The sequence below is a fragment of the Streptomyces sp. NPDC050658 genome, assembly GCF_044457025.1.
In the GTDB taxonomy this organism is placed as follows: domain Bacteria; phylum Actinomycetota; class Actinomycetes; order Streptomycetales; family Streptomycetaceae; genus Streptomyces.
In genome coordinates this window covers 231556-248658 of record NZ_JBITGM010000010.1, presented here as the reverse complement: position 1 = coordinate 248658, position 17103 = coordinate 231556, and the positions used below count along the sequence as shown (strand labels likewise).

The 17103-nt window shown below is 70.7% G+C and carries 15 protein-coding genes; 8 read left to right on the top strand and 7 right to left on the bottom strand.

The window, feature by feature from the left end:
- Window positions 1–122 precede the first annotated feature (122 nt).
- The gene (locus ACIBKX_RS30720; protein WP_363276785.1) at window positions 123–1667 is read left to right on the top strand and encodes an RNA polymerase sigma factor; all 1545 of its coding nucleotides are present in this window, start codon (window positions 123–125) and stop codon (window positions 1665–1667) included.
- A gap of 179 nt (window positions 1668–1846) precedes the next feature.
- Entirely contained in the window at window positions 1847–2677 is an 831-nt protein-coding gene (locus ACIBKX_RS30715; protein ID WP_363276784.1) for a serine protease, read from the top strand.
- 145 nt (window positions 2678–2822) lie between these two features.
- On the opposite strand, the gene ACIBKX_RS30710 is transcribed toward ACIBKX_RS30715, so the two are convergent.
- Entirely contained in the window at window positions 2823–3050 is a 228-nt protein-coding gene (locus tag ACIBKX_RS30710) for a hypothetical protein (protein WP_363276783.1), read from the bottom strand.
- A 442-nt stretch (window positions 3051–3492) separates the two neighbouring features.
- Here ACIBKX_RS30710 and ACIBKX_RS30705 point away from each other — a divergent pair, with 442 nt between their 5' ends.
- The 5 genes from ACIBKX_RS30705 to ACIBKX_RS30685 all read left to right on the top strand — a co-directional run bounded on the left by ACIBKX_RS30705 (window position 3493) and on the right by ACIBKX_RS30685 (window position 9908).
- Window positions 3493–5616: a DNA topoisomerase IV subunit B gene (locus ACIBKX_RS30705; RefSeq protein WP_363276782.1), complete on the top strand. Its 2124-nt coding sequence runs from the start codon at window positions 3493–3495 to the stop codon at window positions 5614–5616.
- Window positions 5617–5801: 185 nt separating this feature from the next.
- A complete protein-coding gene (locus ACIBKX_RS30700; RefSeq protein ID WP_363276781.1) occupies window positions 5802–6944 on the top strand; it encodes a histidine kinase in 1143 nt (380 codons plus the stop codon).
- Complete coding sequence (locus tag ACIBKX_RS30695) at window positions 6941–7633, top strand: response regulator transcription factor (RefSeq protein WP_363276780.1); 693 nt, start codon at window positions 6941–6943, stop codon at window positions 7631–7633. Before ACIBKX_RS30700 ends, ACIBKX_RS30695 begins: the two co-directional genes overlap by 4 nt.
- Before the next feature lie 143 nt (window positions 7634–7776).
- Window positions 7777–8319, top strand: coding sequence for a DUF485 domain-containing protein (locus tag ACIBKX_RS30690; RefSeq protein ID WP_363276779.1), 543 nt, complete (start codon window positions 7777–7779; stop codon window positions 8317–8319).
- A complete protein-coding gene (locus tag ACIBKX_RS30685) occupies window positions 8316–9908 on the top strand; it encodes a cation acetate symporter (RefSeq protein WP_363276778.1) in 1593 nt (530 codons plus the stop codon). The genes ACIBKX_RS30690 and ACIBKX_RS30685 overlap by 4 nt, the downstream gene beginning before the upstream one ends.
- Window positions 9909–9946: 38 nt before the next feature.
- Here ACIBKX_RS30685 and ACIBKX_RS30680 read toward each other — a convergent pair whose 3' ends face one another.
- From ACIBKX_RS30680 to ACIBKX_RS30665, 4 genes are read right to left on the bottom strand one after another with little or no spacing between them, the layout of a single operon-like run.
- Window positions 9947–10627, bottom strand: coding sequence for a response regulator (locus tag ACIBKX_RS30680; RefSeq protein ID WP_363276777.1), 681 nt, complete (start codon window positions 10625–10627; stop codon window positions 9947–9949).
- On the bottom strand, window positions 10624–12264 hold the full coding sequence (locus tag ACIBKX_RS30675) for a sensor histidine kinase (protein ID WP_363276776.1): 1641 nt from the start codon (window positions 12262–12264) through the stop codon (window positions 10624–10626). Before ACIBKX_RS30675 ends, ACIBKX_RS30680 begins: the two co-directional genes overlap by 4 nt.
- A gap of 27 nt (window positions 12265–12291) precedes the next feature.
- Window positions 12292–13227 carry a sucrase ferredoxin gene (locus ACIBKX_RS30670; protein WP_363276775.1) on the bottom strand — a complete coding sequence of 312 codons (936 nt, stop codon included), beginning with the start codon at window positions 13225–13227 and terminating at the stop codon, window positions 12292–12294.
- 36 nt (window positions 13228–13263) lie between these two features.
- The gene (locus tag ACIBKX_RS30665) at window positions 13264–14523 is read right to left on the bottom strand and encodes a citrate synthase family protein (protein WP_363276774.1); all 1260 of its coding nucleotides are present in this window, start codon (window positions 14521–14523) and stop codon (window positions 13264–13266) included.
- 120 nt (window positions 14524–14643) lie between these two features.
- On the opposite strand from ACIBKX_RS30665, the gene ACIBKX_RS30660 reads away from it, so the two are divergent.
- On the top strand, window positions 14644–15816 hold the full coding sequence (locus tag ACIBKX_RS30660) for a citrate synthase/methylcitrate synthase (protein ID WP_363276773.1): 1173 nt from the start codon (window positions 14644–14646) through the stop codon (window positions 15814–15816).
- A gap of 190 nt (window positions 15817–16006) precedes the next feature.
- Here the strand turns inward: ACIBKX_RS30660 and ACIBKX_RS30655 are convergent, their stop codons facing one another.
- On the bottom strand, window positions 16007–16243 hold the full coding sequence (locus ACIBKX_RS30655; RefSeq protein WP_363276772.1) for a hypothetical protein: 237 nt from the start codon (window positions 16241–16243) through the stop codon (window positions 16007–16009).
- 112 nt (window positions 16244–16355) lie between these two features.
- The gene (locus ACIBKX_RS30650; RefSeq protein ID WP_363276771.1) at window positions 16356–16922 is read right to left on the bottom strand and encodes a DUF6082 family protein; all 567 of its coding nucleotides are present in this window, start codon (window positions 16920–16922) and stop codon (window positions 16356–16358) included.
- Window positions 16923–17103: the final 181 nt, after the last annotated feature.

The following is a 17103-nucleotide window of genomic DNA, read 5'->3' as shown; positions in this document are numbered from 1 at the left end:
TCGTTCGCGGCGCTGTGTAGCTCCCCGGCCCCGCCTGCGCCGTCGACCATCCCCAGTCGTCGGTCGTCGGTCCTGGTCCACAATGGACGGGGCCGGAAGCCGTTTTCCAACGTTCCGAGAGGTTGTTCGTGTCGGCCAGCACATCCCGTACGCTCCCGCCGGAGATCGCCGAATCCGTCTCTGTCATGGCGCTCATCGAGCGGGGAAAGGCTGATGGGCAGATCGCCGGCGATGACGTGCGTCGTGCCTTCGAAGCTGACCAGATTCCGGCCACTCAGTGGAAGAACGTTCTGCGCAGCCTCAACCAGATCCTCGAGGAAGAGGGTGTGACGCTGATGGTCAGTGCCGCGGAGCCGAAGCGCCCCCGCAAGAGCGTCGCAGCGAAGAGCCCGGCCAAGCGCACCGCGACCAAGACCGTCGCGGCCAAGACGGCCACGGCGAAGCAGGCCACCGCGACCGCCGCCCCCGCGGCGTCGGCCGCAGATGTCGCAGCTGAGGACGCGCCCGCGAAGAAGGTCGCTGCCAAGAAGACGACGGCCAAGAAGGCCGCCGCGAAGAAGACCGTCGCCAAGAAGGCGACGGCCAAGAAGAGTGCGTCCAAGAAGGACGACGAGATCCTCGACGACGAGGCCACCGAGGAGACGCCCGCCACGGGCAAGCCCGGCGAGGGCGAGCCCGCGGAAGAGGGCGCCCAGGGCTTCGTGCTCTCCGACGAGGACGAGGACGACGCGCCGGCCCAGCAGGTCGCCGCGGCCGGTGCCACCGCCGACCCCGTCAAGGACTACCTGAAGCAGATCGGCAAGGTCCCGCTGCTCAACGCCGAGCAGGAGGTCGAGCTCGCCAAGCGCATCGAGGCCGGCCTGTTCGCCGAGGACAAGCTGGCCAACGCCGACAAGCTCGCGCCGAAGCTCAAGCGCGAGCTGGAGATCATCGCCGAGGACGGCCGCCGCGCCAAGAACCACCTCCTGGAGGCCAACCTCCGTCTGGTGGTCTCCCTGGCCAAGCGCTACACCGGCCGCGGCATGCTCTTCCTGGACCTCATCCAGGAGGGCAACCTCGGTCTCATCCGCGCGGTCGAGAAGTTCGACTACACCAAGGGCTACAAGTTCTCCACGTACGCCACCTGGTGGATCCGTCAGGCGATCACCCGCGCCATGGCCGACCAGGCCCGCACCATCCGTATCCCGGTGCACATGGTCGAGGTCATCAACAAGCTCGCGCGCGTCCAGCGCCAGATGCTCCAGGACCTGGGCCGCGAGCCCACTCCGGAGGAGCTGGCCAAGGAGCTCGACATGACCCCGGAGAAGGTCATCGAGGTCCAGAAGTACGGCCGTGAGCCGATCTCCCTCCACACCCCCCTGGGTGAGGACGGCGACAGCGAGTTCGGTGACCTCATCGAGGACTCCGAAGCGGTCGTTCCGGCCGACGCGGTCAGCTTCACACTCCTCCAGGAGCAGCTGCACTCCGTCCTGGACACCCTGTCCGAGCGTGAGGCGGGCGTGGTCTCCATGCGCTTCGGTCTCACCGACGGCCAGCCGAAGACCCTCGACGAGATCGGCAAGGTCTACGGAGTGACGCGTGAGCGCATCCGTCAGATCGAGTCGAAGACGATGTCGAAGCTGCGCCACCCGTCGCGTTCGCAGGTCCTGCGCGACTACCTCGACTAGTCATCTGGTCACCGGTGCTCCACAAGGAGTCACCGATACTCCACAGAGAAGGCCCGGAGTCTCCACGAGAGACTCCGGGCCTTCTTTCTGTCCCGGTCGGGCGCGCGTGGCGCGAGTGCGGGGCATGTCGCGCTGGATCACTGTGGGTGTGCCATGACAACCCAGAGTGAGGAGATCGCATGCCTCGTCCTTTTGTCCCCGCGCTGACGGTGGCACTCGCCCTTGCCGCCGCGGCGGCCGCGCTGCCGCTGGCCTCGCCGGCTCCGGCGGCCGCCGACAGCGTGGTCATCGGGGGAACCCCGGTCGATGTGGCCGACAGCCCGTGGGTGGTGGCCCTGTCCAGCCGTGACCGGTTCGGGGGTACGCGCGCGGGGCAGTTCTGCGGAGGCGTGGTGGTCGGGCGCTCGACGGTCCTCACCGCGGCCCACTGCCTCAGCGAGGAAGTCCTCGGGGTGCCGCTGCGCGAGTTGAGCGACTTGAGGGTGATCGCAGGGCGCAGCGATCTGGGCACGTCCGACGGACGCGAGATTCCGGTGCGCGAGGCGTCGGTGAATCCGCAGTACGACAGCTTCACCAACTCCGGTGACGTGGCCGTGCTCAGGCTCGCCAGGCCGCTTCCCGAGGGCTCCGCGATCCGTATGGCGGGTCCGGGCGATCCGGCGTACGAGTCCGGCACGCGGGCCGCCGTCTATGGGTGGGGTGACACCACGGGAGCGGGTGACTACGCGCACGCGTTGCGTTCCGCGCATGTGCGCGTACTGTCCGACTCCGTGTGCGAACAGGCCTATCCGGGCAGCGCGGACGGAACGTACACGTCCGAATCCATGCTGTGCGCGGGAGAGGTCGAGGGCGGGCGGGACGCCTGCCAGGGGGACAGCGGCGGGCCACTGGTCGCACGGGGCAGGCTGATCGGCCTGGTGTCGTGGGGAAGTGGCTGCGGGCGGGCCGGGAGTCCGGGCGTGTATACGCGCGTCTCGGATGCCGCTCAGGCGATGGGTCTGCGTCGCTGAAGGTCCGGGGCCCCAACAGGGGCCGCCGAGGAGGCGCCTGAGCGCCTCTGTGACGAGAGCGGGCGGCCGTCCCTGGGGTTGGCAGGGTCGGCCGCCCGGTCACCGGCCTGGTGTGCGCCGGAGGGCTCGTCGTGGATGCGAGGTGTCAGCGTTCCTCGTCGGTGGATTCCGGGACGGCCGTCAGCCGCTCCGTCTCGTCCTGTATCTCAGCGGCGATCTTCTTGAGTTCCGGCTCGAACTTGCGGCCGTGGTGGGCGCAGAAGAGCAGTTCACCGCCGCTCAACAGGACGACGCGCAGGTATGCCTGGGCGCCGCAGCGGTCGCAGCGATCAGCGGCCGTCAGGGGGCTCGCGGGGGTCAGAACAGTAGTCACGTCGCCTCTTCTCTAGCTCGACGAGCTGTCGTACCAGGGTCAACATCCAACCAGGCCGAAAACGTTCCCGCTCGTGGCTTTTCCTCGAATGTTTTTTCCGAGGCGGCTGTCTGCTGCCGGTTGGCGGCGAATGTGCCGTATTGCGTCTCTTACGTGTCTTACGGTTTCGCGCTGGTCTGTCAGGTCGGTCGTCCGCCGGCTGGGTTGCCGGTTGTTCATGAGGACGTGCCCGGAGCCTAAATGGTTCATGCCTGGAAGGGAACGTGACGTGCGCTTCACTCCATCGAGGGATCGAACAGGCGTGCGGCTCTGGACTAGTCTGAGTTGAGACGAGGGTGGCGTTACAACGGCTCTACCAGGCCTCGGTACCCTCTGACCGGCAACCGAAGTCGGGTCCTTACCCAAAGGGACCCCCCTTGAAATTCAGCGAGGAGCGAACCGCGTGACCGCCGAGACGTCCGTGCCGTCCACAGCGTTGCTGACCGGAGCAGACCGGGACGGTTCCAACTACACCGCGCGGCACCTGCTCGTCCTGGAGGGGCTCGAGGCCGTACGCAAGCGTCCGGGCATGTACATCGGGTCGACGGACAGCCGTGGCCTGATGCACTGCCTCTGGGAGATCATCGACAACTCCGTCGACGAGGCCCTGGGCGGATACTGCGACCACATCGAAGTCATCCTCCACGACGACGCCTCCGTGGAGGTCCGGGACAACGGCCGAGGCATCCCGGTGGATGTCGAGCCCAAGACCGGCCTCTCCGGAGTCGAGGTCGTCATGACGAAGCTCCACGCGGGCGGCAAGTTCGGCGGTGGCTCGTACGCGGCCTCCGGCGGTCTGCACGGCGTGGGCGCCTCCGTGGTGAACGCGCTCTCCGCGCGCCTCGACGTCGAGGTGGACCGCGCGGGCCACACCCACGCGATCAGCTTCCGGCGCGGCGTCCCCGGCGCCTTCGCCAAGACCGGCCCCGACGCGGCCTTCGACCCCGCGGCCAAGCTGCGCAAGGCCAAGAAGATCCCCAAGACCCGCACCGGCACGCGCGTGCGCTACTGGGCCGACCGCCAGATCTTCCTCAAGGACGCCAGGCTCAGCCTGGAGACGCTGCACCAGCGCGCCCGCCAGACCGCGTTCCTGGTGCCGGGCCTCACCATCGTCGTACGCGACGAGTACGGCCTCGGGGAAGGCGGCAGCAAGGGCGAGGAATCCTTCCGCTTCGACGGCGGCATCAGCGAGTTCTGCGAGTACCTGGCGCAGGACAAGGCCGTCTGCGACGTCCTCCGCTTCTCTGGGCAGGGCACCTTCAAGGAGACCGTGCCGGTCCTCGACGAGCACGGCCAGATGACGCCCACCGAGGTCACCCGTGAGCTCGGCGTGGACGTGGCGCTGCGCTGGGGCACCGGCTACGACACGACGCTGCGGTCCTTCGTCAACATCATCGCCACCCCCAAGGGCGGCACCCATGTGACGGGATTCGAGCGCTCCCTCACCAAGACGATGAACGAGGCGCTGCGCAGCCAGAAGGTGCTGCGCGTGGCCGAGGACGACATCGTCAAGGACGACGCCCTGGAAGGCCTGACCGCGGTCGTGACGGTCCGTCTCGCGGAGCCGCAGTTCGAGGGGCAGACCAAGGAGGTGCTCGGCACCTCGGCGGCCAACCGCATCGTGGCCAACGTGATCGCCAAGGAGCTCAAGGCGTTCCTGACGTCCACCAAGCGCGACGCGAAGGCCCAGGCGCGGGCCGTCATGGAGAAGGCCGTCGCCGCGGCGCGCACCCGCATCGCGGCCCGCCAGCACAAGGACGCCCAGCGCCGGAAGACGGCCCTGGAGTCCTCCTCGCTGCCGGCGAAGCTGGCGGACTGCCGCAGCGACGACGTGGAGCGCAGCGAGCTCTTCATCGTCGAGGGCGACTCGGCGCTCGGCACCGCCAAGCTCGCGCGGAACTCGGAGTTCCAGGCGCTCCTGCCGATCCGCGGCAAGATCCTCAACGTTCAGAAGGCGTCCGTGACGGACATGCTGAAGAACGCCGAGTGCGGCGCGATCATCCAGGTCATAGGAGCCGGGTCCGGCCGGACCTTCGACATCGACGCGGCCCGTTACGGGAAGATCATTCTTCTCGTCGACGCCGATGTCGACGGCGCGCACATCCGCATCCTGCTGCTGACGCTGTTCCAGCGCTACATGCGGCCGATGGTCGAGGCGGGCCGGGTCTTCGCGGCGGTGCCGCCGCTGCACCGCATCGAGCTCAGCCAGCCCAAGAAGGGCCAGGACAAGTACATCTACACGTACTCGGACCGCGAGCTGCGCGAGACGCTGCTGGAGCTGCAGCGCAAGAACGTCCGGTACAAGGACTCGATCCAGCGGTACAAGGGTCTGGGCGAGATGGACGCCGACCAGCTGGCCGAGACCACGATGGACCCGCGCTACCGCACCCTGCGCCGGATCAACATCTCGGACCTGGAGTCCTCCGAGCAGGTCTTCGATCTGCTGATGGGCAACGACGTGGCGCCCCGCAAGGAATTCATCACCAGTTCAGCGGCGACGCTGGACCGCTCGCGCATCGACGCGTAGCGCTCGTGCCGGGCGCGGAAGGCGGGTGTCTTCCGCGCCACGGACGGCACTCCACCCGTGGGTGGAGCCTGAGGCTCCACCCACGTTCCACCCCTGAGCCGATCCCGTGATCAGGCAAATTCTCTAGCGTTGAAGGCACATGGCGTCGCGAACGCGGCGTGCGAGCCGACGCGGGAGGAGGGGGTGTGAACTCGGACCGGTGGACGGGATGGCCGTCCCGAGAGGCGCTTGCCCGCGAGGGGATGAGCCTGGCCAGGGTGTGGTTCGTCAGGGTCCTGCGCGTGGTGATCCTCGGCGGTCTGCTGTGGGACGCGTTCCACCAGAACAGGGGCTGGCACCTGGTGGGCGGGGTCGCGCTGGTCGCGCTCTGCTTCGGGCTCGGCTGGGCGTTCTTCCGTACGTCGTTCGAGCACCGGCTGTGGCTCTCACTCGCCTTGCTGGGACTGCTGATGGCGGCGGCGTACGCGGCGGAGCTGGGTGAATGGCGGGCCCTCGCGCTCGTCCTGTGGTGCTCCACGGCCGTCGCGGCCCTGGAGCGGCTGCCGCTCGCGGCGGGAGTGGTCTGCGTGCTCGTCGCGATGACCTCCTTCGCCGCGTACAACACGGACAGCCGGCTCGTCACCGGTCTCATAGTCGTCGGGCTCGGGCTCGCCGGGTACACGCTGCGGCTCGATGCGGAGGCGCGCGGCAGCACGCAGCGGCTGCTCGCCCAGGAGCGGGCCGCCCGCGCGGCCGAGGCGGAGACCGCCGCGCTGGCCGAGCGGGGGCGTATCGCGCGGGAGATCCATGACGTGCTCGCGCACAGCCTCTCCGCGCAGCTGGTCCACCTGGAGGCCGCGCGGCTGCTGATCGAGGGGGACGCGACGCGCGAGCAGATACTGGACCGGGTCGTGGCGGCACGCTCCATGGCCCGCGAAGGGCTCGCGGAGACCCGGCAGGCGCTCTCGGCGCTGCGCGGCGAGATGACGCCGGTCGAGGACTTCCTGCGTGAGCTGGTCGCCTCCGACGGGGCGGCGGTGACCGTGGCGGGGGCGCGGCGTGCCCTGCCCGCCGAGGCGTCCCAGGCGGTGCGCAGGGTCGCGCAGGAGGCCGTGACGAACGTGCGCAAGCACGCGCCGGGGGCCAAGGTCTCCGTCCGGCTCGAGTACGGGGCGGGCGAAGTGACCCTGGACGTACGGGACTCGGGCGCGCCGCCGGGCGAACTGACGGGCTCCGGAGCCGGGTACGGTCTGCTCGGGATGCGGGAGCGGGCCGAGCTGCTGGGCGGATCGCTGCTGGCCGGGCCGGGCGAGGAGGGCTTCATCGTGACGCTGAAGGTGCCCACATGACGGCGGAGGGCGGCGCCAGGCCGCCGGCGCGGGTGGTGGTGGTCGACGACCAGACCGTGGTGCGCGAGGGGATTGTGATGCTGCTGGGGCTGTTGCCCGGCATCGAGGTCGTCGGCTCCGGAGGCGATGGGGAGGAGGCGGTGCGGCTGGTGGCCGAACTGGCGCCGGACGTCGTCCTGATGGACCTGCGCATGCCACGGGTCGACGGAGCGGAGGCGACGCGCCGCATCCGCGCCGGGTATCCGGGGACGCAGGTGGTCGTGCTGACCACGTACGCCGATGACGAGTCGCTCTTCCCCGCCTTGCGGGCTGGGGCGCGCGGCTATCTCACCAAGGACGCGGGCGGGGACGAGATCGTTCGGGCCGTCCAGGACGTGCTGTCGGGGGACGCGGGGCTCTCGCCGCAGATCCAGCGGCGGCTGCTCGAGCGGCTCGCCGCGTCCGATCAGCCCGCGCCCGCGCCGGAGCCGCCGGACGGACTGACCACACGCGAGACCGAGGTGCTCGTCCTGATCGCCGACGGGATGACGAACCAGGAGATCGCCCGCGAGATGCATGTCTCGACCGCGACGGTGAAGACGCACATCAACAACCTCTTCGCCAAGACGGGCATCAAGGACCGTGCGCAGGCCATCCGTTACGCCTACCGGCACGGATTGGCGAAGCCGCCGGGCGCGGCCGTCGGCTGAGCAGGATCTTCGAAAGGGGGCGCTCGTTGCTGATGGGGCTTCACCTGATGGGGTGAAGAGCAGAGAGAGAAGAGTCAGGGATCTTCCCGTTCTGTCCATCCTTGGGCACGCGGCCGAACAGGGCTGCGGACAAGGAGAGTTCGGTGGAGAAGCACGACGGGCGCGATGCCGGGCAGGCGCGGACCAGTGATCTCAGGGATCCCTGGTACGACGCGCTCGCCTCGGGCTGGGGAGAGTTGGACGGCACGGGCGCGCCCGCGCCCGCGGTGCCGCCCCAGGCCGCGGCGGAGCGCGACGCGAGCGCTGCGGACATCTACCTGGAGGTGCAGCGCAGCGCCGCCTTCCAGGAGGTGCGCGGCAGGTACCGGCGATTCGTCGTCCCCGCGGTGGCCGTCTTCTTCACCTGGTACGTCGCCTACGTCGTGACGGCCACGGCCGCGCCCGGCTTCATGGCGCGGCCCGTCACCGGATCCGTGAACGTCGCGATGCTCGCCGGTCTGGGGCAGTTCCTGACGACCTTCCTGCTGACCTGGGCGTACGCCCGGCATGCCCGGCTGCGCAGGGATCGGCCCGCGCTCGATCTGCGCTGGGCCGTCTTCGAGCAGAAGCGGGAGCAGGAACAGCAGCGGGAGCAGCGGCAGGAACAGCGCAGAGCGCCGGAGCGGGACCGGGGGAGCGAGCGATGACAGGGGACCACCAGACGCTCGCGCTGCTGCTGTTCGGCGTGTTCGTGGCCGTCACGCTCGCGATCACGACCTGGGTGAGCCGCAACCGGCACGGCTCTGCGGAGGAGTTCTACGCGGGCGGGCGGCTCTTCTCGCCCATGGAGAACGGTTTCGCCATCGCCGGCGACTACATGTCGGCGGCCTCCTTCCTCGGCATCTCCGGGCTGATCGCGCTGTTCGGCTACGACGGCCTGCTGTACTCCGTGGGCTTCCTCGTCGCCTGGCTGGTGGTGCTCTTCCTGGTGGCCGAACTCGTGCGCAACTGCGGCCGGTTCACGCTCGCGGACGTCGTCGCCGCCCGGATGCGCGAGCGTCCCGTACGCATCGCGGCGGGAACTTCCTCGGTCACCGTGTCCGTTCTCTACCTGGTGGCGCAGATGGTGGGGGCGGGCTCACTGGTGGCGCTGCTGCTCGGCGGGACGAGCGGGGCGGCGCAGGCCTGGACGGTGATCGGCGTCGGCGCGCTCATGGTCATCTATGTGTCGTTGGGAGGGATGCGGGCCACCACCTGGATCCAGATCGTCAAGGCCGTCCTGCTGATGTGCGGGGCGATCGCGCTGACCGTGCTCGTGCTGGTGCGGTTCCACGGGGACTTCGACCAGTTGCTGCGGACGGCGGCCGATCGCAGCGGCCACGGCAGCCAGTTCCTCGCGCCCGGCCTCAAGTACGGCGGAGACTGGACGGCGCGCCTGGACTTCATCAGCCTGGGCCTCGCGCTGGTGCTCGGGACGGCCGGACTGCCGCACATCCTGTCGCGCTTCTACACCGTGCCGACCGCGCGGGCGGCGCGCCGCTCGGTCGTCTGGTCCATCGGGCTGATCGGCGGCTTCTACCTGATGACGATCGTGCTCGGCTTCGGCGCCGCCGCCATCGTGGGCTCCGACGCGGTGCGGGGCTCGAATGCCGCGGGGAACACGGCCGTTCCGCTCCTCGCGCTCGATCTGGGAGGCGGCGCGGATTCCACAGGCGGAACGGTTCTCTTCGCGATCGTCGCCGCGATCGCCTTCGCCACCATCCTCGCCGTGGTCGCGGGGATCACCCTCGCCTCGTCGGCCTCCGTGGCGCACGACCTGTACGCGTCGCTGCGCCGCCCGCACGCCAAGCCGCGCAGCGAGGTGGCGGTGGCGCGGATCGCTGCCGCCGCGATCGGCGTGGTCGCGATCGGCCTCGGGCTGCTCGCGCGCGATCTCAACGTCGCGTTCCTGGTGGGCCTGGCCTTCGCGGTCGCCGCGTCCGCCAATCTTCCCGTGCTGCTCTATTCGCTGTTCTGGCGGAACTTCACCACACGGGGCGCGGTCTGGTCCGTGTACGGGGGCCTGGTGCCCTCCCTGGTGCTGGTCCTGCTGTCACCCGTCGTCTCCGGAGGGCCCGGCTCGCTCTTCCCCGGCGTGGACTTCCAGTACTTCCCCCTCGAGAACCCGGGCCTCGTCTCCATCCCGCTGGGCTTCATCGCCGGATGGCTGGGCACCGTCACCTCGCCGGAGCCTGCCGACGAGGCCAAGCACGCGGAGACGGAAGTACGGTCGCTCACCGGGGCGGGAGCGGTGTAACGGTTCTCTAGGAGAGGCCTTCTTCAAGGTGTCCTCTCCTAGGAACCGCTGGACGCCCACTCGTAGCGATGCTCCGGACGGCCCGTGTCGCCGTACTTGAGACTGAGCCGGACGCGGCCCGAGCGCTCCAGGAGCTTCAGATAGCGCTGGGCCGTCTGCCGGCTCAGCCGGGTGCGGTCCGCCAACTCCTGGGCGGAGAGCGGCCCTTCAGCGCCCATCAGGGCCCTGCGGACCAGCTCCGCCGTGGTGGGGGAGTGCCCTTTGGGCAGCTCCGGTGCCGGTGTCGCGGAGAGCGCGCCGAAGATCCGGTCGACCTCCGCCTGCTCGGCCTCGCCGCCACCGTCCAAGGTGCGGCGCAGCGTCGCGTACGCCTCCAGCTTGGCGCGAAGTCCCGCGTAGGAGAACGGCTTGACGAGGTACTGCAGGGCGCCGTGCCGCATCGCGGCCTGGACCGTGGCCACGTCGCGGGCGGCGGTCACCATGATCACGTCGGTCTGGTGGCCGCGCTCGCGCAGCGCCCGGACGACCGCGAGTCCCGTCTCGTCCGGCAGATAGTGGTCCAGGAGCACCAGGTCGACGGGAAGCTCCTCGACGAGCCGCAGCGCCTCCGAGGCGCTGTGCGCCTTGGCGGCCACCCGGAAGCCCGGGACCTTCGCCACGTAGGCGGCGTTGACGTCCGCGACCCGGACGTCGTCGTCCACGACGAGCACCTCGATCATCGTGCCTCCTCCCTAGGGGCCAGATCGGACTGGGCGAGCGCTTCGGGCAGTACGACGGTGAACTCGGCGCCCCCTTCGGGGGAGGCGCCCGCCCGCGCGCTGCCGCCCTGCCGTTCGGCGAGCCTGCGGACCAGGGCGAGCCCGATGCCACGCTTGCCGTGCGCCGGGGGCTCCTTGGTGGACCAGCCCTCCGTGAAGATCGTCTCGCGTCGGTCGGCCGGGACACCGGGGCCCGTGTCGCGCACCCGGAGGACGACGGTCCGTCCCTCGCTGCGCAGATCGACCTCCACGCGCGCGTGCGCAGTGCCCGCGGCCGCGTCGAGCGCGTTGTCGACGAGGTTGCCGACGACGGTGACCAGGCCGCTCGGATCGATCAGCCGGTCGGGCAGCGCCGTGTCGCGCGGCACGGCGAGCACGACGCCGCGCTCCGCCGCGACCGTGGCCTTGCCCACGAGGAGCGCCGCGAGCAGCGGATCGCCGATCCGCTCCGTGATCTGCTCGGCGGTCACCCGGTGCGCGCCCGCCACCTCGCCGACGAACTCCGCCGCCTCCTCGTACATCTCGAGCTCCAGGAGGCCGAGCAGCGTGTGCATGCGGTTGGCGTGCTCGTGGTCCTGGGCGCGCAGCGCGTCGATGAGGCCGCGGGTGGAGTCCAGCTCACGGCCGAGCTGCTCCAGCTCGGTGCGGTCGCGCAGGGTGGCGACGGCGCCCCCGTCGTCGGTGGGCATGCGGTTGGCGACCAGGACCCGCTGACCGCGGACGGTCAGCAGGTCGGTGCCGTCGACCCGCCCGGCAAGGACATCCGTCGTGCGGCCGGGACCGAGGGCCGTGTCGAGGGGCTGTCCGATGGCCTCCGGGCCGAGGCCCAGGAGGCGCTGGGCCTCGTCGTTGAGGAGGCGGATCCGGCCGCCGCCGTCCAGGGCGACCACGCCCTCACGGATGCTGTGCAGCATGGCCTCGCGTTCCGCGAGGAGCGCCGAGATATCGGAGAAGGCCAGGTCACGGGTCTGCCGCTGGACCCGGCGCGAGATCAGGTAGGCGGCGAGCGCCCCCACCGCGAGCGCGCCGCCCGCATAGGCGAGAAGGCCGGGGATCGCATGGACGAGGCGGGCGCGGACACTGTCGTACTCGATGCCTACGGAGACGGCGCCCACGATGTCCCCGTCGATGTCCCGCAGCGGCACCTTGCCGCGGGCCGAGCGGCCCAGGGTGCCGTCGTCGATCTCCATGACCTCGTCGCCGGCGAGCGCCTCGCTGGGGTCGGTCGAGACGACCCTGCCGATCTCGTCGGGGTCGGTGTGGGACCAGCGCACCCCGTCCTTGTTCATGATCACGACGTACTCGGCGCCGCTGGCGCGCCGGATCCGTTCGGCTTCCGTCTGCACGGGCCCGTCGGCCGTGGGCCGTGAATCGCGCAGGTCCTCGGCGATCTGCGGCTGGGCCGCCGTCGTCTGGGCGATGGCGAGCGCGCGGCGCATCGCCTGGTCGTCCAGCTGGTCGCTGAGCGGGGCGAGGAAGAGTCCGGTGGCGAGCACGGCGACTCCGGCGGCGATCGCCAGCTGCATCAGCAGGACCTGCGAGAAGACGCGCCGCGGCAGGCCGAGGCGGAGTCGCCGGGCAGGGGAGGTCGGGCTCATGGGACGAACGGTACGGCGAGCGGCGGGCTACTCCGAAGTCACTGTGGCGGGGATCTCCCGCACGGCCTCGCGCACCGCCACCACGTCCATCCGCGCGGGAGCCACGGGCGACCCGCCGCAGCTCTCCGGGCGGGGCGGGTGCGAGGCGCCCTGGTCGACGGTCACGCGCCAGCGCCGACCGTCGACATGAGCGACCGACACCTCCCAGCGCGGCGCGGCGCCTTCGGTACGGACCACGGTCAGGGCGCCCGCGGCGTCCTCGCCGACCGACCTGCGCACGGCGAGCTCGGCGGCCTGTCCCGGCCGGTCCCAGGCGGAACTGCCCCGGCACCCTTCCGTGACGACCCGGCCCGCGCGCACCGCCTCGAGGATCTCCTTGACGGCGTGCGTCTCGGAGCGGCCGTACGCGTACCCGTACGGCAGGACGAGCAGGGTGGGGGAGAAGCGATGGCCACCCAGATGAGTGACTTCCCAGACGCCTTCTTCACCGGAAGCGGCGAGTTCGCCGGCCAGCGGCCTGCCGAGGAGGGCGCAGCAGCGGTCGCGCTTGCCGTTCGTGCAGACCAGGGCGAGCGGTTCGCCCGTGTGCGGGGCACCGAATCCGCCGTGGTCGCCCGCGCCGAGTGCCGCGAAGTCGAGGTCCAGGAGCCGCGCCGGATCGTCCGTGACCTGGGCGCGCAGCCAGGCGTCGCCGGGCGCGGTGTGGGCCGCGTAGACGCGGTGCAGGGCGGGGCGGTGGCAGTCCGCGTGGCGCCCCGGGCGCCGGATGAGGGCGACGCGTACGCCGGTCCCTTCGGCGGCCTTCTCCAGGGCGCGGCCGACCTCCGGGTCCAGATGGCTGGACGTGAGCGCTTTCGCGCCCCAGGGGCCCGGCTGCTCGATCAGCAGCCATGTCCTGGCGGTGGCCGCGGTCCCCGCGAGAGGCTCGTCCAGATCCCGCGAAGCGGTGGCGCACGTACTCACGGAGGGGAGCCTAACCCGCGCCGGGTGTGCGGTGATTCATCCGCCCTGGGGCGCGGGCATCGGCTGCGGCGGCCGCGGTCCGACGTACTGCCCGCTGGGACGCATGCGCAGCGGGCGCTCCTCGTACTCCTCCAGGGCGTGGGCGATCCAGCCGGCCGCGCGCGCCACCGCGAAGATCGTCTCGCCGGCCTCGGCGGGCATGCCGGAGGACGCGGTCAGGACGGCGAGGGCCAGGTCGACGTTGGCGTGCAGATCCGTGTGGCGGGCGGTGGTGGCGACCACGTCGCGGGCCGCCGCGAGCAGGGGGCCTGCCTCGGGGACGTCCTCCAGGAGGGCGAAGAGCGCCACCGCGCGGGGGTCGTCGCCGGGGTAGAGGCGGTGGCCGAGGCCGGGGACGCGGCGCCCCGCGCGCAGTTCGTCCGCCACCACGGGGGCCGCGCTGCCCCGATCGAGCACGTCCAGGAGCATGCGGTGCGCGAGGCCGCTCGCCGCGCCGTGCAGCGGGCCCTCCAGGACGCCGAGGCCTGCCGAGACGGCCGCGTACGGGTGGGCGTGGGCGGAGGCGGCGACGCGGACGGCGAGCGTCGATGCGGCGAGGTCGTGGTCGACGAGCAGGGCGAGCGCGGCGTCGAGGGTGCGCAGCGAGGCCTCGTCGGGCTTGCGGCCGGTCAGCCGTGCCCAGAGGCGGTGGGCCAGCGGGCCCTCGTCCTTGTGGGTGCGCAGGCGCGGGGGCAGCGCCGTCACGAGGGTGGGGATGAGCGTGCGCGCGGTGCCGATGACCGCTTCTTCGGAGAGGTCGAAGCGGAGGGGGTCGGCGGCTGCCGCCGCGATGGCGGCGACCCGCAGCCGGTCGGTCGGGCCGCTGTGTTCCGGCAGTGCGTTCACAGCCCGGCGTGCCGCGACGGCGGTCTCTTCAGGGGCGGTGAAGCGGATTCCGGGGCGCAGGACGCCGGTCCAGAGCCACTCGGCGACCTCTTCGTAGGAGTACGCCAGGGCCAGTTCCGTCGCGTCGACACCGCGGAAGTAGTAGCGGTCCTTGTCGATGAGCGTGATGCGGGTCCGTACGGAGAGTTCACTGCCCGCGGAGGCCGCGGCGGGCTCCCTGCGGTTCTTGCGGGCGAGGGAGGCGACTTCCTTCGCGTCGAAGGTGCTGCCCCGTGAGCCGGGCCCGCGCCTGCTGCTGAGCTGGCCTCGGCTCACGTACGCGTACACCGTCTCGGGCTTCACGCCGAGCAGTTCCGCGGCTTCCCGGGTGCTCAGCCGGCGGCTCGCGTGGGCGGCGTCTTGATCCGTCATGGGCGTCACCGTATCCGCATCAGTATCTGCATCTAGACACATTGATTCAATCAATATTGACAGCGATCCAGTCAAGCATGGACAGTCGAATCAAGTCCAGGGAGGAAGTCGAGGAACACCATGCCGATCAATGGCTCCACCACCCCCAGCGCTCCTGTGGAGGTCCCGCGCGGCCTCGCGGGCGTCGTCGTGACCGAGACCCGGCTCGGCGACGTCAGGGGATACGAGGGCTTCTACCACTACCGCCAGTACTCGGCCGTGGAGCTCGCGCAGCAGCGCGGCTTCGAGGACGTATGGCACCTGATGTTCCACGGTGCGCTGCCGGACGCGGGGCAGCGGGCTGAATTCAACGTGCGGACCGCGTCCCTGCGGCACCTTCCCGAGGAGGTGCGCGCCGCGCTGCCCGCGATAGCCCGCGCCAGTGCCCTGTCGGGACCGCTCTCCGGGCTCCGCACCGCGCTCTCGCTCTTCGGGGCGGCGAAGGGCTTCCGCCCGGTGTACGACATCGACGGCGACCGGCGCCGTGCGGACGCGCTGGCGGCGTCCGCAGTGGTGCCGACGCTGCTCACGGCGCTGTACCGGCTCGGTCAGGGCCTCGACCCCGTCGAGCCGCGCGACGACCTGTCGTACGCGGCCAACTACCTCTACATGCTGACCGGTTCGGAGCCGGAGCCGGAGCGGGCCCGGGCGATCGAGCAGTACTTGATCTCAACCATTGATCACGGCTTCAACGCGTCAACGTTCACGGCGCGGGTCATCACGTCGACGGGGGCGGACGTGGCCGCGTGCCTGGTCGGGGCGGTGGGCGCGCTGTCCGGTCCGCTGCACGGCGGGGCGCCGAGCCGGGCCCTGGACACGCTCGATGCGATCGGCACGCCAGACCGCATCGACGGCTGGATCCGCGAACGGGTCCTCGCGGGGGACCGCATCATGGGCTTCGGGCACCCCGTCTACCGCACGGAGGATCCGCGCTCGCGCATGCTGCGGGGCATCGCGCAGGGCTTCGGCGGCCCGATGGTGGAGTTCGCGGTCGAGGTGGAGCGCCAGGTCGAGGCGATCCTCGCCGAGCTGAAGCCGGGGCGTGAGCTGCACACGAACGTGGAGTTCTACGCCGGCGTGGTCATGGAGCTGTGCGGTCTGCCGCGCGAGATGTTCACGCCGACGTTCGCCGCGGCGCGGGTGGTGGGCTGGGGCGCCAACATCCTGGAACAGGCGGAGGACTCGAAGATCATTCGACCCGCGGCGCGCTATGTGGGGCCGGTTCCGCCTGAGCCGGTGCCCTCGGTGGGCTGACGTCCTTGCGAGGTCCGGCGCTGATCCGGCACCGGACCTCGGCATGGCGAAAACGGGGGGAAGGGTGCGGCCCCCGTCCTCGTGGTGGAGAGCTGTCTACTTCCGGAGGCGCGTCTCAACGGGATGACCGGAGTACCGGCCTCTACGGAGCAGCCGGGGCGGGTGCCTGTCTCAGCGCCACGCCCCAGCCTCAGCTGCTGGGGATGTCCGCTTTTGCGCGGATGAGCGTCTCCCTGCTGACGATGACGATGCGTTCGTAGTCGGCGCGTGCGGCGTCGGCGGGCAGCTCGCTCTCGAGCGCCGCTGTGGCCTCTGTCCCGATCACGGCGAAGTTGCCGTCGCTGAGCTCGAAGATGTCGGGGCAGGTGTCGCCGGTGAGACTTCCGCGCTCGCGTGGAGACGCACCGATGCGGCGCACGATCTTCAAGGGTGATCCCGGTCCTTAGGGTTGGGGAGGCAAGAGCGGGGCAAGGTTAGCCTCCAGTAACCCCGGATCCCCGTGTCTCTCAAGTAATTCCCCAGAAGTCACGCAACCGGCCCTACGGCACGGGTGGTTGGTCCTCGGGCGGTGGTTCGCCGATGACCCAGTATTCGTCGGATTCCGACTCCTCCAGGTCATGGATGATGCCGTCCGTCATGTGTCCCACCTTCGACTCGTCGGACGAGTCCTTGAGGCTGGCCCGCTGGTGACGGGTCGCGTGCCAGTACAGGCGGAAGACCGGGTTGGCGCACATCACGCGAAGGTGCCCGTGCAGTTCCTCCCAGTTGACGACGCCGATGCGGTAGGCGAGCAGGGCGTTCGTGTACAGCGCGTTGGCGAAGAGGAACTGCCGCTGCTGAGCGGGCGATTCCGCCTCCGCGATGCTGAACACGGCGGCGAGGTCGGGATCGTCGATCGCCTTGCGCAACAGATAGAGCTGGAGTTCCTGTTGCTCGGCCATCATGGTGCGGCGCCAGTCGGCCCGCTCCGCGCGGTCGACCTGTATGCGGAGTTCCGCATAGCGTCGCTGTTGCGCGGCGAGCAGGGCGAAGGCTCCGGCCGCGAACGCGAGGCCCGCGCCGGCGGCGGAACCCAGTCCCCGTATTCCGAACATCTGTGTGGCCATGTCTTGTCTACCCCCGAATCAGGCGACCGTCCGCCGGTCGTCGGGTGCGGGTCGACAGGGAGCGGACCGGCGAGCGGTGGGCGGCGCGCTTGCCGTCTCCCAGGGTGCCGAGCGGCGCTGATCGGCAGGGAGGCGGAGAGGAGGCGCACAGGAGGATGCGGTGGCCGCGCGTCCCGACGCC